This is a genomic window from Acetobacter garciniae (assembly GCF_017377735.1).
Taxonomy (GTDB): Bacteria; Pseudomonadota; Alphaproteobacteria; order Acetobacterales; family Acetobacteraceae; genus Acetobacter; species Acetobacter garciniae.
In genome coordinates, this window is sequence record NZ_JAFVMH010000008.1 from 13650 (window position 1) to 29231 (window position 15582).

9 protein-coding genes are annotated in these 15582 nt (G+C 58.9%); 8 read left to right on the forward strand and 1 reads right to left on the reverse strand.

Annotated elements, in window-relative coordinates; all coding sequences use genetic code 11:
- Positions 1 to 5: 5 nt before the first annotated feature.
- The 5 genes from J2D77_RS13630 to J2D77_RS13650 all read left to right on the forward strand — a co-directional run bounded on the left by J2D77_RS13630 (position 6) and on the right by J2D77_RS13650 (position 10454).
- Positions 6 to 1202: an AAA family ATPase gene (locus J2D77_RS13630; RefSeq protein ID WP_207846881.1), complete on the forward strand. Its 1197-nt coding sequence runs from the start codon at positions 6 to 8 to the stop codon at positions 1200 to 1202.
- Positions 1203 to 1236: 34 nt separating this feature from the next.
- Positions 1237 to 2259, forward strand: a complete 1023-nt coding sequence (locus tag J2D77_RS13635; RefSeq protein WP_207846882.1) for a ParB/RepB/Spo0J family partition protein — start codon at positions 1237 to 1239, stop codon at positions 2257 to 2259.
- Between the two features lie 117 nt (positions 2260 to 2376).
- Positions 2377 to 3441, forward strand: coding sequence for a replication initiator protein A (locus J2D77_RS13640; RefSeq protein WP_207846883.1), 1065 nt, complete (start codon positions 2377 to 2379; stop codon positions 3439 to 3441).
- A 728-nt stretch (positions 3442 to 4169) separates the two neighbouring features.
- On the forward strand, positions 4170 to 9302 hold the full coding sequence (locus tag J2D77_RS13645; RefSeq protein ID WP_207846884.1) for a DEAD/DEAH box helicase family protein: 5133 nt from the start codon (positions 4170 to 4172) through the stop codon (positions 9300 to 9302).
- 180 nt (positions 9303 to 9482) lie between these two features.
- Positions 9483 to 10454 carry a phosphoadenosine phosphosulfate reductase domain-containing protein gene (locus tag J2D77_RS13650; protein ID WP_207846885.1) on the forward strand — a complete coding sequence of 324 codons (972 nt, stop codon included), beginning with the start codon at positions 9483 to 9485 and terminating at the stop codon, positions 10452 to 10454.
- Between the two features lie 64 nt (positions 10455 to 10518).
- Here the strand turns inward: J2D77_RS13650 and J2D77_RS13655 are convergent, their stop codons facing one another.
- On the reverse strand, positions 10519 to 12150 hold the full coding sequence (locus J2D77_RS13655; protein WP_207846886.1) for a hypothetical protein: 1632 nt from the start codon (positions 12148 to 12150) through the stop codon (positions 10519 to 10521).
- 431 nt (positions 12151 to 12581) lie between these two features.
- On the opposite strand from J2D77_RS13655, the gene J2D77_RS13660 reads away from it, so the two are divergent.
- The 3 genes from J2D77_RS13660 (at position 12582) to J2D77_RS13670 (ending at position 15564) form a co-directional block, all read left to right on the forward strand.
- The gene (locus tag J2D77_RS13660; protein WP_207846887.1) at positions 12582 to 14486 is read left to right on the forward strand and encodes a ParB/RepB/Spo0J family partition protein; all 1905 of its coding nucleotides are present in this window, start codon (positions 12582 to 12584) and stop codon (positions 14484 to 14486) included.
- Between the two features lie 205 nt (positions 14487 to 14691).
- A complete protein-coding gene (locus J2D77_RS13665; RefSeq protein ID WP_207846967.1) occupies positions 14692 to 15066 on the forward strand; it encodes a hypothetical protein in 375 nt (124 codons plus the stop codon).
- Between the two features lie 63 nt (positions 15067 to 15129).
- On the forward strand, positions 15130 to 15564 hold the full coding sequence (locus J2D77_RS13670; protein WP_207846888.1) for a DUF6878 family protein: 435 nt from the start codon (positions 15130 to 15132) through the stop codon (positions 15562 to 15564).
- The last annotated feature ends 18 nt before the right edge of the window (positions 15565 to 15582 follow it).

Consider the following 15582-nt stretch of genomic DNA (forward strand, 5'->3'; position numbering starts at 1 on the left):
CCAACGTGAACGCTATCCCTGATGAAATCGCAATTTTAGCTAATGCTGGCGAGCAGATGATTGAACGCCTCAGGCAAAAGGCTTTTCTTCCCGAAGCTCGTAAAGCACTAAACCTCCGGTTTGGGATCGCCGAGGCTGCACAATTACTCGGCTGCTCAACTAATCGAATTCGCATGGCTGAAGACGATGGACGGCTCCCGCCCCCAGTTCCAACCGAAAACGGACGGCGACCAGGTTACACGATCGAAGAGCTACAACTGATGCGTAAAGTGCTCGGGGCGTCTCCTTCACGACCCGACGGCGATATGCCAGCAATTATGGCCGTTCAGAATTTCAAAGGAGGTGTCGGCAAGTCAACCGTGACCGTACATCTTGCTCACTATCTGGCCATTCAAGGATATCGCGTGCTTGTCGTTGACTGTGATAGCCAGGCCACCACTACAACGCTTTTCGGATTCAACCCGCACTTCAATATAAGTCGGGACGAGACGCTTTATCCCTATCTGTCCATCGAACCAACGCAAGACGATCTGGACTATGCGATAAAGCGGACGCCGTGGCCAAACATTGATCTTATACCGTCAAATCTCGAGTTGTTTGACGTCGAATATGAACTCGCTGCGGCTGGTGTTGACGGGCAGTCGGTCTTAGCGACGCGTTTTCGCAAGCTGAAGCAGGGCCTGGCCCAAATTGGCCGAAATTACGATATCATTTTACTGGATCCGCCACCCGCATTGGGAACGATCTCACTGGCAGTTATGCAGGCGGCGAACGCGCTACTTGTGCCTCTTGCGGCCACAATCCCCGATTTCTGTTCGACGGTCCAGTTCCTATCGATGATGGATCAAGTAATTGCTCAGCTTACCGCTGCCGGGTTCGAAATCGACTACCAATTTGTCCGCTTGGTGTGTTCAAAATTTGCGAGCAATGATCCTGCTCACTCAATGGTTCGCGAAATTATGGCGAAGACGTTCGGAGCCGCACTGCTTCCGACACCAATTTTAGAATCTGCAGAGATTAGTCATGCAGCTATCCGGATGATGTCCGTCTATGAATTAGACCGTGCGGTTGGTAGTGCAAAAACGCACAAGAGATGCCGAGCAAACCTCGACGAGGTTATGGGCCAAATTGAAATTCTAATCAAAGGAATGTGGACACGTCAGGCCTCTGCCGATGCCTCTTTGGCTCTTACGAGCCAATAATTTTTAACGATCCAACACGAGGGAATTCGAGCACATGAGCCGGAAACAGGCTAAATATCTTGAGGGGCTGCTCGGTGACGAGAAAGAACCCGGAGCGCCCACGCAGGAACGGGCTAAGCCCACGACACTCCTCAACAGAGCGTCAGCCCTAGCACGCGTCCAGTCCGGCGAAGTCAAGCAGGTCACTCAACTTGAGCTAGACCCGAGCCGCGTGAAGGTGTGGCCTGGAAATGCTCGGCGCTACGACAGTCTGACCGAAGAAAATTGCGCAGACTTGTTGGATGCCCTTGTCGCCGAAAATGGACAGAAAATCCCCGCTGTTGTGCGCCGAATAACCAATGATCCCCACGCAGACTACGAGGTCATTGCAGGAACACGACGGCACTGGGCAGTGAAGTGGTTGCGTGCCCATTCGTATCCTGATTTCAAGTTTCTCGCTCAAGTCCACAACCTTGATGACGAAGCCGCCTTCCGTCTGGCTGATATAGAGAACCGCTCGCGGAAAGATGTTTCGGATATCGAGCGTGCCCGAAACTATCTCGGGGCATTAGAAGCGCATTACGGCGGCAAGCAGCGAAGGATGGCAGAACGTCTGAAAGTCTCCGAAGGTTGGCTGTCAAAAATGCTAAAAGTCGCGGCATTACCAGATTCTGTTCTTGACGCTTTCAACAGCTTAGAAGACGTGCTTTTAAAGCCTGCTTACGAACTCGCGAAAGCTTATGAGGTTGCCGATCGGCGAGAAAAAATAGACGCCGAGGCGAAGGTAATTGTGTTCGAACAGCAAGCGTTGAAGGCGTCTGGGAAGTCCGCGTTAGCTGGCCCTGATGTGCTTAGACGATTGCTCAAGTCGACCGCGAAAGATGCACCTGCGAAGGACTGGACAGGTTACGCAACTCATGGAAAGACCGGACGTGTAGCTCTTTCTGTAGAAAACTGTGGTCGCCAAGGAATTACCTTCAAGGTACATTCGGGATCCGGCGAAAGCGCAGAAGATTTAGCTAAGGCTTTTAGGGAAGTTCTGGAGAAACTCCAGGCGACGGGGATCATCGTTAATTGAGGTGAAAACTTTCCCCGGGGAAAGTTTCTAGCTCATTATCGCGAACCTGAAAACTTTCCCCGGGGAAAGTTTTCACCTTGCTACGGCCCACTATTCTCGCTCCACGTAAGAAGTCCGATGCCGAAAACACCCAAATCCTCCCCCCAAGAGCAGCTCAATATATTCCTCCCCTACATTGCTGATATCCCTATGCGAGATCAACGCGAGGTAATGGAGCGACCGTTCTTTAGTCTTGCCAAAAGCAAACGTGTCAAACCGATCGAATACACGAGTCCCGACGGTAAGCTATGGGTACATGTTTCAGCGAACTCGGACTATGGCATGGCCACAATATGGGATGCCGATATCTTAATTTATTGCGCAAGCGTCCTTGCCGACATGGCTAGGCGAGGAATTAACGATATTCCCCGCACTTTAAAGATCATGCCTTACGACCTGCTTCGCGCAATAGGCCGCCCCACAACGGGGCGGGCCTACGAGCTTCTCGGACAGTCCCTGGACCGTCTCGTAGCCACAACCGTCAAAACTAACATTCGTGCAGAGAACCGCCGCGAGGCTACCTTCTCTTGGCTAGACGGATGGACACAGCTTGTAGATGAAAAGACCGAGCGCAGCCGGGGTATGACAATCGAAATATCAAACTGGTTCTACGAGGGCGTACTCATGGCCGGCGGCGTCTTATCAATTGATCGCGCCTACTTCGATATACGAGGCGGTCGAGAGAGATGGCTATATAAAGTGGCAAGAAAACACGCAGGCGGAGCAGGTGAACAAGGGTTTGCTATTTCCATGCCAACTCTGTTTCTAAAGTCCGGAGCCGAAGGAGAATACAGGCGATTTAAGTTTGAAATATTAAAAATCATTTCTCGCAATGAATTGCCTGGATATGCACTCGAAATAGAAACAGGAGCCTCATCTCCCGAGCCACTGGTCCGAATGCGCAAACGCGATAACAGAAGCCAGCAATTCGATCAGGCGCATAATCCGACTGAACCCACACCGGTCATTACACACAAGACACGCGCCAAACTGACACGTGAATGCCCAGGGTGGGATCTCGACGTGTTACATGAGACATTTATGGACTGGATCGCAGCTTCCCCGGAAAGAACACCTGTGAACTATCAGGCCGCGTTCATCGGCTTTGTCCAGCAGCACCACGCGCGCAACAGTACGAAATAAGCGGCTTTCCACGGAACCACCACTGAGAGGCGATGCTGGTCAAGATGTTCCCGAAGTGTCGCGTGTGAAATCTAAGCACCACCCAAAACACAGCATCAACGAGCGCCGCGCCCCGGCTTTGAACGAAATCCACCGATGAAGCCAATTTGATGATTCAAATTCGCTACGAAACTCCTCCACCTATCTGGGTTTTCGATCTTTCAGGAACGCCTCTCGACACTCCAGGAACAGGTGGTCGACACATTAGGAACGTCATATCCGACATATCAGGAACGGCGAACCGACACTTCGAGAACAGCCGAGCAACGCCAATGCCATATTTTTTAAGCGTTTTTCGCTTGCCGCCCCGCACTTAACTTTCAAACAGATTCAAATAACAATCTAACCTAACGGCTGTGGATATCCTCCACACCTACCAACTTGGTCAGGCTCCGTGACCGACAGCCAAACCAAGAAAAACCTAAACCCCACAAAATACGCCTAAACCCTCAACCAGCCCTGAGCGTCGCGCGCAAAGGGTGGGTCGGTCTGACAGGTCAGCCCGATCCCGGCGCATGACCGCGCCGCCTTTGCCCGCGCCCCCCAGGCCCGCTCGCCTGGAAAGCAGAAGAGAAGAAAACACCCGGCCCACAAGGCGGGACGCTCTTCAAACCATCCGACATTCCATCATCCCCGGCCACCGCCCTGCACACGAATGGGCGGCAGCCGGCGTTTGCCCGGAGCTTTCCATGAGCGATCTATTCGGCAACCAGTTGAGCCTGTTCGGCACATCAGCCCTGAACGGCACGTCAGCACCCCTCTACTGGGGCGACCTCGAAGGCGAGGACACGGCTATGGACGAAGTCCTGGCCACCGAGCCCCTGATCGTTCCCCAGACGGATTGCCATCTGAGCGGGCCGCGCACACTCGCCCACGGCTGGAAAGCACGGGCCAGGGACAATGTCGCCGCCATCGAAACACTTGCGATCCTCGAGCGCGAAGACCGGAACGCCACACCGGAAGAGCAGGCCATTCTCAGCCGTTTCGTGGGCTTCGGGGCCAGCGATCTCGCCAACAGCCTTTTCCCGAGGGCAGGAGAGGGGTGCCGGGCGGGATGGGAAGACATAGGCGCTGCCCTCCACAACGCCACCAGCGAGGCTGAGAGGGCCTCTCTCGCAAGGGCTACGCAGTATGCCCACTTCACCCCGGACCCTATTGTCACGGCCATTTGGACCATGCTGGTGGCCCGCGGGTTCCGGGGGGGCTCGGTCCTGGAGCCCGGATGCGGCACAGGCCTGTTCATCGCCGCCCGGCCGGAGCGTCTTGAGGGCCATATCGCGTTTACCGGGATCGAATTCGATGCCATCACCGCGCGGATCGCCCGCAAGCTCTATCCGAAGCAGTGGATCCGTCAGGAAGATTTCACCAAGGTGACGCTGCCCACAGGCTACGACCTGGCGATCGGCAATCCGCCCTTTTCCAATCGCACCGTCCATAACCCGGACCTGCGCGATCTCTGGGGCTTCAGCCTGCACGACTTCTTCATCGCCCGGGCCATCGAGACCTTGCGTCCGGGCGGGATCGCCGCCTTCGTGACCTCGCGTCATACCCTCGACAAAAGCGATCCAGCGGCACGCACGCAGATGTTCGCCTCTGCCGACCTGCTGGGAGCCGTGCGCCTGCCCGCGACAACCATGCGCGACGATGCCGGCACCGACGTCGTGGTGGATGTGGTGGTCTTCCGCAAGCGGGCCATCGGCGATCTGCCCGGCGACGACGCATGGCTCCAGGTGGATGCCGTGCCAGGCAGCGACCACGGCAATGGCCCGCTGCGCATCAACCGGTATTTCCTTGATCAACCCGGGCAGGTTCTCGGTCGTCATGACTGGACCTCGACCCAGTTCGGTCCCGACTACACCTGCGCACCCGTGGATGGGCTGTCTGTTGCCGTCGCACTTCCCGAGGCTCTGGCCCGGATCGCCCCGGACGTCCGCTTCCCCGATCCGCTGGACGAACGCATCACCCGTCCCGCGACAGACGGGCGGGCGATCGGCACGGCGGCCGAGGGGGCGGAGCTCAAGGAAGGCAGTTATTTCGTGGCTGATGGCGTGCTGCACCAGGTCACGGGCGGGCAGGGCAGGGTGGTAGCCATCCGCAAGGGTGAGCAGAAGGAGGGGATCTTCCAGAAGCATGCGCGGATCATCGAAGGCCTGATTCCGATCCGTGACGCCGCCCGGGCCGTGCTGCGCGCCCAGATGGACAACCTGCCCTTTGCACGCCACCAGCGCGATCTCAGGCGGGCCTGGCAGAGCTTCAACAGGCAGTTCGGCCCGATCAACCTCACCAACACCACGGTGCGTGTGAACGCCGCGGGCGAGGAAACCGAGACACAGCGCCGTCCCAATCTCCAGCCCTTCTACGACGATCCCGATGTGTGGCTGGTCTCCTCCATCGAAGAGTATGACGAAGCCACGCAGACCGGCCGGCCCGGAGCGATTTTCACCGAGCGTGTCATCCACGCGCCCGTGGAGCCTGAAATCCACTCGGCCCATGACGCCCTGGCGGTCTGCCTCCATGAGGCGGGGGCTGTCCGGTTGCCCCTGATCGCGGATCTGATGGGCTCCAGCGAGCAGGAGGTGATCCGCGAGCTGGGTGAGGCGATCTATCTCGACCCCGGGCAATCAGCCCCGGGTGACGATGTGTGGGTCACGGCCGACGAAATGCTCTCGGGGGCGGTGCGCACCAAATTGACCGAGGCGCGTGAGGCGGCGCAGACGGACCCACGTTATCGGCGCAACGTCACGGCACTGGAAGCGGCCCAGCCCGAGGACCTGCGGCCGAGCGACATTACGGCCCGTCTCGGTGCGCCCTGGATCCCGGTCGCCGACATCCGGGCCTTCACGCGGGAGGTGCTGGGGGTGGAGACCACAATCCGCCATACGGCCGCTGTGGCATGCTGGACCGTCGAGAAGGGGCCCTTCCAGGGCAAGGCCGAGGCGATCTCGACCTGGGGGACCGCACGACGCCATGCCGGTGAGCTGCTCGAAGACGCCCTCACCCAGGCGTCGCCCAAAATCTGGGACACCTCGCGCGACAGCGACGGCAAGGAGGTCCGCATCCTCAACACGACGGAGACCGAAGCTGCCCGAGAAAAGCTCGCCGCCATCCGTCAGGCCTTCCAGGACTGGGTCTGGCAGGATGCGGACCGGGCCGACCGGCTGGTCCAGCTCTATAACGAGACCTACAACAACCTCGTGCCGCGTGTCTTCGACGGCTCGCATCTGCGCCTGCCGGGGGCGAGTAGCGCGATCCGTCTGCGCGACCACCAGAAGCGCGTCATCTGGCGCATCATCGCCTCGGGCGGCACCTATATCGCGCATGCCGTGGGGTCGGGCAAAACCTTCTCCATGTGCGCGGCCGTCATGGAGCAGAGACGGCTGGGCCTGATCTCCAAGGCGATGATCGTCGTGCCCGGGCACTGCCTGGCCCAGATGGCGCGTGAATTCCTGATGCTCTACCCGACCGCGCGGATCCTGGTGGCGGACGAGACGAATTTCGTGAAGGAGAAGCGCCAGCGCTTTCTGGCCCGGGCGGCGACAGGGAACTGGGACGCCATCATCATCACCCATGACGCCTTCCGCTTCATCCCGGTCGAAGCGTCGTTCGAGGGGCGGATGATCGAGGACCAGATTGCCTCCTACGAGGATCTCCTGAGGCAGGTGGACAGCGACGACAGGCTTTCACGCAAGCGCATCGAGCGCATGAAGGAGGGGATGGAAGCGAAGCTTGAGGGGCTGGCCACCAGAAAGGATGACCTCCTGCATCTGGGCGAGATCGGGATCGATCAGATCCTGGTCGATGAAGCCCAGCAGTTCCGCAAACTGTCCTTTGCGACAAACCAGTCCGACCTCAAGGGTGTGGCACCGGACGGCTCGCAGCGGGCCTGGGACCTGTTCGTGAAAACCCGCTACCTGTGGCGGACGAACCCGGACCGTCCCCTGATCCTCGCCTCGGGCAGCCCGATCACCAACACGCTGGGCGAGCTGTTCACCGTCCAGCGCTTCATGGACCTCGAAAGCCTGCAGGCCCGCGACCTGCACGAGTTCGACGCCTGGGCCGCCAATTTCGGGGAAACCCGGACCGAGCTCGAACTGCAGCCCAGCGGGCTCTACAAGCCTGTCACCCGGTTTACGGAATTCGTGAATGTCGCCGACCTGATGGCGATGTATCGCGATTTCGCGGACGTCGTGCAGCAGGACGATCTGCGACGCTACGTCTCCCTGCCGACCGTGCGAGGCGGGCATCGCCAGATTGTGGTGGCACCCGTCAACGACAATTTCCGCGCCTATCAGAAGCAACTGGCCGAACGCATCAGGATGATCGAAGCCCGCGAGGGCAGGCCGCAGAAGGGCGACGACATCCTGCTCTCCGTCATCGGGGATGCCCGTCACGCCGCCATCGATCTGCGGTTTGTCTGGCCAGGTCACGCCAATAACGCGGCACCGAGCAAGCTGGACGCCATGATCCGCAACATCGCGCAGATCTGGCAGGAAACAGCCGACAACCGCTACACGAACCCCGAGACCGGGCAGGCGTATGACCTTCCTGGCGCCGTGCAGATGGTGTTCTCGGACCTTGGCACCCTGGGTGCTGAAGCCAAGCGTGGTTTCTCGGCCTATCTGTGGATCCGTGACGAGCTGATCCGTCTGGGCGTGCCCCGCGAGCAGATCGCCTTCATGCAGGATTACAAGAAATCGTCGGCCAAGCAGAAGCTTTTTGGCGATCTCAATGCCGGGCGCAAGAGGATACTCATCGGCAGCACGGCGACCATGGGCACCGGAGTGAACGCCCAGCAGCGGCTGATTGCCCTGCATCATCTGGATGTGCCGTGGCTGGTCTCCGACATCGTGCAGCGTGAAGGGCGCATCGAGCGACAGGGTAACCAGAACCCCGAAATCCGGATTTACGCCTACGCCCAGGAAGGGTCGGTGGACGCGACCAACTGGCAGCTCCTCGAACGCAAGCTGCGCTTCATCGGTCTGGCCATGTCTGGCGATCGTTCGATCCGGCGGATCGAGGACGTCAACGGCGAAGGCAACCAGTTCGCGATGGCCAAGGCCCTGGCGTCCGGCGATGCCCGGCTGATGCAGAAAGCCGGGCTCGAAGCCGAATTGGCGCGGTTTGAACGGCTTTACGCCGCCCATTACGACGACCAGTTCGCCGTAAGGCGGGCCATTCAGTCCGCTGAGCGTGATGTGGCGATAGCGGAGGCCAGGATTCCGAAGCTCGAAGCCGATCTCGCCCGCAGGATTCCGACCCGCGGCGACGCGTTCCGGTTTGAAGGCACGCGCGGTGTCATCACCGAACGCGAGAAGGCGGGGGCGTTCCTGCTGTCTCAGGCCCGGATGGCCGAGAAGGCCGGGCAGGAAGGACGCTGGGCTCTGGGAACGATCGGTGGCTTTGAGATCGTTCTGGAGGCCAGTGAGCGTCTCCTGCTGAAAAGCGGGAAGCCCACGGTCGAGGCGAGCCTCGCCATCGCGTTCAGCCATGCCCGGCAGGACATCGCCTGGGACCTTGAGACGAAAGGGCAGGGGCTGGTTGCCCGCATCGAGAATGCCATCCTGCGGTTGGACTCTGCTCACGCCGAAGCCGTGTCCCTGAAGGAGGAAACCGAACGCCGTCTGCCGGCCTGGCAGGCCAGGCTCAATGCACCCTTCCGCGAGCAGGCCCTGCTTGACGAGAAGCGTAACGCCCTCGCCGAGCTGGAAGCCGAACTCGAGTCAGAGAGCCGGCAGGCCGAGGCCGACGCTAAAACTGTATCGGCCAATGACGACAACAAACCGGAAGCAGAAGGGGAGGGGAGGCAGACACTCGCGGCGTAACATCGCCTGCCAGACCGACGGCCCACCCGCAACAGGTGGGTCGCAGCCCGCATAGCGGCCTGCGATCCTGCCGCAGGCGGCACTGTTGCGCGCAGTCCACCGGCCCGGCCGTGCATATCCATCGCAGTCACAAAAGACGGGCGCAGGATCATCGCAAAGACAACGGACTGGACGAGTGCCATGACACCGGACCTTACCTTCTACGACAGCATCGTTCTGGCCTGCAGCGGCGGCAAGGACAGTGTGGCCGCGTGGCTGCACCTTCTGGATTGCGGCGTACCGGCCGAGACGATCGAGATCTGGCATCACGACGTGGACGGGCACGGATCGCCCTTCATGGACTGGCCGTCCACGCGCCCCTATGTGCGCGCCCTGGCCGCATATTTCGGGTCGCCGTGTTACCTGTCATGGCGGGAAGGCGGGCTCAGGGGCGAGATCCTGCGCGACAACATGCCGACAGGTGCCGTGTTGTGTGAAACACCCGATGGCATCGTCAGGCGTGGCGGCAATGGCAGGCTGGGCACCCGGCTACGGTTCCCGCAGGTGAGTGCCAGTCTGTCCACGCGCTATTGCAGCGCTGTCGCCAAGATCGATGTCGCGGACATGGCGCTCCGCGCCCAGGACCGTTTTTTGAACCGCCGGACGCTGTTCGTGACCGGCGAGCGGGCTGAGGAAAGTCCCAATCGGGCACGCTACGCCGTGCTGGAACCGCATCGCACCGACACGCGCTCAGGCACGCGTCGGCGCCGACATGTGGACCATTGGCGGCCTGTTCATGCGTGGAGCGAGGCCGCTGTCTGGCGCATTCTGGAGCGGTATGGCGTTATTCCAGCACTTCCCTACCAGATCGGTTTCGGGCGGCTGTCCTGCGCGCTGTGCGTCTTCATGAGCTTCGATCAGGCGGCGACCTTGCGGTTCATCATGCCTGAGAGGTTTGCGGCGTTTGTGGCTTACGAGCGGGAATTTGGCTGTACCATCAAGCGCGATGGCAGCCTCGATCGTTTTGCGGATCGAGGCCGTATCTATCCGGCGGCTCTGGCGCGGCCTGACCTGGTTGCGCGGGCGCTGATGGATTACTGGGATGGGGCTGTTGTGACAGGGAGATGGACGCTCCCGGCAGGAGCTTTCGGCGAGATGGCGGGGCCGGGGTGAAGGGTCAAACGGGCGGATCGGCGCACTTTATTCAATTCCCTTTTGCAAGAACCAAACTGCATCATCATGCCATCCGAAAGGCAACCGGAGTCCCGTCCTGCATTTTAATGTCGATCTGCAATAACTCATCTCTTTCAGAGATTTCTTTCGCTGAACTATCCAAATTTTGGACTATATTTTTTGTCTGCGCAGAAAAATTCTTGAAAAGAGTTTGTTCTCTTTGAACAAAAAACGCCTTAGTGTCATTTGCAGATATGATTTGAAGTTTTTCGCGGAGCGTCTGGTCAAACAATGATCCGACCTCACTTTCAGGCGAAAAGGAACTCAAAGAGTTGATGATATCTTGCAGACGCGTCTTTTTCCGCGCCTCGCGTTCAGGAAATGCGCACAGGAGTTGATAGCCACATGCTCTCGCGCGGATGCAAAGGAGAAGATCGTTCCATATGCTTTCAAGGGTGCCCTGAGATTCTGCTAAGGCGGTTGTATATTTTCCCGAGCCCCATCCCTCTTTCTTCACCGTGCGGAAGGCCGCTATTTGAGTGTTAAGATCGCTTGTTAAATGCTCTTGGACTCTTACAAGATCTACCTCATGACGTTCAATTTCTTGTAGAATCTCATCAGCCAGTTCTCCAGCCAAAACTGAAGATGCGATCTGTTGAAGATAGCGGATAGACGCCGTTATTACAGATCGGCGCTCATTCTGCTGAAACGCCGCCACATCTTTGATTGATGCCTTAATCTCGTCCAGGCTTTTTTCAATATTTTGAAGCTTTTTCTGTTCCGCCAGAGCGCAAGCTAAAGTCAGCATAGCTGTTGGTGACGCGAGTTTGGTTACCGAAGCTGGATCAAGTCGAACCATGCCTGAATGACCTTTGGATGTGCCCACGTAATGGCCCAGTTTTTTGCTATACGAGAGCGCCATTTCGGCGTGACAGTAATTCCCGTCAGCGAGCATTTGCTCGGTGGACATAAACGGCTGCGCAGCTTTCAGTAATGGGATCAAGGCGTTCTGTAAACCGAGGTTGGATTTTAGATCCTGCCATTCTGAGGTCTTGTCATCCGGGAGTGTTGCAAGAGCGAGAACGGGTTCTCCATCCTCGGTTTGAATGACAATGGAACTTGCTGCTTGATCTGCCTGCTTGCTGTTTTTTTGAATTTCAGCTTCGGGGCAGGAGATCCTGCCGTCATCCATCAATTTGTGCCGCAGGTATATGATCTGCAACAAAATCGACGCAAACGGCGGCCATGCGTCCGAGCTCAATATGCCCCGTACGGCAGCGGCAGCAGCGGCGCTCGCCTCATTCATTATTTGCTGTGTGTTGCCCGAGGAGAGGGAGAATGACATATATTGCGTGGAGAACAGGTTTATGAGTGTTGCTTCATCCTCTGATATGTCAGTCAATTTGGCTGAAAAGCCTATCTGCTTACAAAAGCCTGCAAGCATCTCTGCGTAGGACGGTCGTGTCGAGGTACTACGTCCCAGAGCCATTAAAGCAAGTCTATATGCTTCGTCGCCGATCTGATCTGCGTAGGACTGATGATTAGGAGCATTTCTCTCAAATGCCCGAGTGATTTTTAGAATGCTTACGGGTGATTTTTCGAGTGTTTCTACAATTGGACTTAGCTCTTCATTAGTGCAGAGATCAAGAATGTCATAAAGATCACTTGGCAGGACGGTGCTTTCTGACTCGCTCATAGATAATTTCCATTTCAATCTTTAGATTTGAATGCGTTCGATAAGCCGGTTAAGCCGTTCCAGCATAGCATGCCTTTTGCCAAACACGCAGAAGAAGGTTTCCTCAAATCAGTAGTTCACGCTCGTCAGGTGAGGCTGGTCATCGGGCGAAACTGCTAGGTTTGTCGGAGGCGGAACGTCGCGGCCACGCAACCTCGCCGCCCGAGCGTGAGACTCTGCAATATCATTGCAAAAAAGAAGTGGTAAAAAAATCAATAAGGCTCGCTGCCACACCCCGTCCGGGCGCTCAAGGCCAAGGCGAGCGCGCCTGCGGCGCGGCCTTGCCCGCCCGGACGGCGCGCGACAGCGGGGAAACATCAGGCAATCAGCAAACGGGGCGAAAAGAGCCCGTGCTGAGCCTGGATATTTCCTCGCATCAGGAGCCGCCTTTCATGGAACTTCGTTTCGTTGACCCCAAGTCGCTTCTCGACAACCCCAACAATCCGCGCACTACGGCCCCCAATGCCGAAGCGGATCGCCGTTTCGCCTTCAACATCAAGGCGGCAGGCGTGATCCACCCCCCGATCGTGCGTGAGATGTCCGACGGTAGCCTGATGATTATTGCCGGGCACAGACGTCGTCGGGCCAGTGTCCTGGCCAAGTTCGATACGATCCCCGTGTTGGTGACGTCGGCCCCTGATAAGCTCGATGGGCTTGTCGCCGGTTCCGAAAACATTATCCGTGAGAACATGACGCAGTCCGAACAATGGCGGTTCGTGGACGGGATGCGCCGCGAAAAGCAGATGTCGGACGGCCAGATCGCCAAGGCGCTGATGGTGACACCGGCCTATCTGAAACAGCTTTCGTTGCTGGCAGGCCTGCACGAGCCCATCCTTGACGCCATCGACATCGGACGTGGGCCGGATGACCGGGAGCTGAAAATCATCGCGACGGCCTCGCTGGACGACCAGCGCGCGGTCTGGGCTGAGCTTTTCGCGGAAAGTGTGGAAGATGACACGGATCCGGCCGAGTATCGTCTCAAGGCTGACGATCCCGACGACGAGGTACCGTGGACGGAAATCGCCCGCGCCTTCAGTCAGGACCGCTATTATGCGCGCGATGCGCGCTTCGACCGCGAAGTGGCCAAGGCCCGCGGCATTGCCTGGACCGAGGATCTGTTCGGCGAAGGCGGGCAGGATAACCGCTTTACCGAGGATGGCCGGGCGTATGGCGCTGCTCAGGAAGACTGGCTTGCTCAAAGCCTGCCTGAAGGCGGAATCCTACTGGAAGCTGGTGAACACGGGCGGCCCGTGATGCCCGAGGGGTATGTGCTGGTCTACAGCTACATGGCCAAGCGGGAGACGGACAGTGTTGGCTATTTCCTCAATCCCAACAGTCTGAAGATCGAGGAAATCGCCATTCGCGAAAGTCTTGCGACCGTCGATCCGGAACGACGCTCCGTGACCCGGCTGGTGGTCCCTGAAAAACCCAGGGAGCGGGCCGAGATTTCGGGCACGGGGCTTAAAATCATCGGCGAAGTCCGTACGCGGGCGCTGCATGCTGCACTCGATGCGGCTGAAGAGGACGTCGATCCGTGGGATCTGGTTGCAGCCCTTCTGCTTGCTCTGAAGGCTGACAACGTGACTGTGCAGGGTGACAGCAGCCACACGCGCTATCATCAGCCGTCGGCCCGCGACTTTGCCATGCAGGCCCTGTTTCCCGAGGGTGTTCTGGTCCGTGATCCGGGGGTGCTGCGCCATCATGCCGTGGCGGTCCTGAAAAGTGTCGCGAACTGCACCGTCAGCCTGCATAGCGGCAGCGGATTGCCTGCGCAGATCATGGGGCTGCTGTTCAACGCGGACGCTCATATGCCGAGCATGGCGTTCGAAGACTTCCTCAAGTGCTACAGCAAACCCGGCATCATGAATGCAGGGCAGGGCCTCGGGCTTGCCGCCCATGAGACAGGCAAGGGGATGCGACAGGCCATTCTTGCCCATGTCGGCCAGGATGGTCGCTGGGTGCCTGCGGCGGCAGGATTCACACAGGGTGTGGCAGCATGGGAAGCCGAATTTGCCAAGAAGGCAGCGCAGGCAGCCGCCTGGAACGCTGACGACGAAGAGGACGGTCTGGAGGACGCAGAGGAAGACGATCGCGTTGAGATCGACGACGTCGAGGATACAGCCACTCAGGAAGGCGGTGAAGAGGACACGACACCAGACCCCGATGACGGGCTGAAGGAACGTCTGATCGAAGCGGCGGTTGTCGTGGCGATGCCGGGTGCTGGCGTCGACCAGGACAATGCCGAAGCGGCAAGGGATCATCTTCGCAGCCACCTTGAGGTGATCCAGGTCGCCTGACGCTCAGGGCGGCGCAAAAAAGCAGAAAGCCGGAAGGAAAACGCAGGGGGCCTGCCAGACAGCGCCCCCGCGTTCAAATGGTGGGTGCGCGCCCGCGTCGTCGGCTTCGCCCCCGCCACGGGCTGTGCTCCCGGCGCTGCGCGCCGCATTTGAGCGCGGCGTCGCCGCCCGCCAGGCGAAAGGGCATCCAGAAAGGAGCAAGCCCATGCGCCATACAGTCCTTCCGTTCACGACATCCCGCACGCGGCCCACGGCCCCAACCCGCTGGGCGTGCGTGGACGCCACCGTGACCTGTCGTCGCTGTCACCATGAATGGCCTGATGGAGATCCGGCCTACCGGCTGCCCTGCCGTGGATGCGGGGCGCGTTCAGGCCAGCCGTGCCAGCGCCCTGAGGGGGGCAACGAACGCGTCTGCCACCAGCGCGACCAGGACGCGCGGCGCGCAGGTCTTCTGATCCGTTGCGACGGGCTGAGCTGGGACGGCCGCCACGACAAGCCGCTCCCGCTTTCGGCCAGTCCGCTGCCGCGCACGCGCCCTGTGCTGACAGGCTCGCCACCGGCCCGGGTTCTGGCTGCCTGAGGGGAATGCAGGAGGCGGGAGTAGAGCCTGCCTGCGCACCGTTTTACCAACAGGAGAGTTTTCATGCCCGATACGACCGAGCTGATGCAGCGGTTTTCCGAACTGTCGCAAGAGGCGTTCCAGGCCAACAGAAGCACGATCTTAGCAGCCCTGGAAGGACACAGGATTACGAGTGTCGTGGTGATCTACGATGGTTATGCGGACTCTGGCGGGATTGAGGATTTCGAGGTTCACGGCTCTGACGAGGCCCCTGACCTGACGATCCCCTGCGTCATCCAGAGTGCCGAGTGGGGCAAAACCGAGCTTGTCGCCTCACCTCAGCCGCTACACGAGGCTCTTGAAACCATGGCGATGCAGTGTGTCGCGCGTGAGCATGGCGGTTGGGAAAACAACGAGGGCGGCAATGGTTCGGTGACGTTCGACGTGCAGCGCTCCCAGATCCTGGTCGAGCATACCGAAAATTACATCGCGCGTAACGAATTTACGCATTCCTACTGAAATATGAGAGGCTTTTCC